This is a genomic window from Gemella haemolysans, from assembly GCF_028308085.1.
Taxonomy (GTDB): domain Bacteria; phylum Bacillota; class Bacilli; order Staphylococcales; family Gemellaceae; genus Gemella; species Gemella haemolysans_D.
The window spans coordinates 1-600 of the sequence record NZ_JAQMFS010000054.1 but is presented as its reverse complement, the minus strand read 5'-3'; the positions used below and the strand labels follow the sequence as shown (position 1 = coordinate 600).

The window sequence follows — 600 nt, the reverse complement described above, 5'->3', positions numbered from 1 at the left end:
GCTTTGTTTGCTACGTAGTTGATTGGTGTATCTTCACCTGGGTTTGTAGGGATATTTGGTACTTCATATCCTTCTTCTGGATTGTTTGGATTTACTGGTTTAAGTGGTTGTCCATTTCCATCTACTGGAGTGTGTCCTGGTACGTATGGTACTTTTGGTTTTTCAGTTCCTGGTTTTGTTGGATCTGTTGGATCGTTTGGATATTTGATTGGATTTGTTGGCTGTCCTGGGATGTTTGGAATCCATGAACCTAATGGTTTGTAAGTTACTACTTCTGTAGTATCTTTTGAATCTGCAGTTACATTTACAGCAGGAACACTTGCTTTATCAGCTAAGAATCCTTTAACTACTGGTGATTTAACTTCTTCTAAGTCTTTAGCTTCTGACCAGTCTCCGTATATTACTTCTCCTGTAACTAAGTTTACTTTTGCTTCACGTGTGAATTTAGCTTCTTGCGTTACTGTTTTTGGAGTTCCGTCTTCATTTAATACTGGAGTTCCATCTTCGTATACGTATGTAATTGTACGTGTTACTGTTTTGTTTAGATCTTTTTCTTCTAATCCAGCTGGGTATTTAGGTCCTTCTGGATTATTTGGATCT

1 protein-coding gene is annotated in these 600 nt (G+C 37.7%); it reads right to left on the bottom strand.

The features are described from left to right. Nucleotides 1-600: mucin-binding protein (locus tag PNO30_RS03735; protein ID WP_420319625.1), on the bottom strand; the 600-nt coding region annotated here is incomplete at both ends.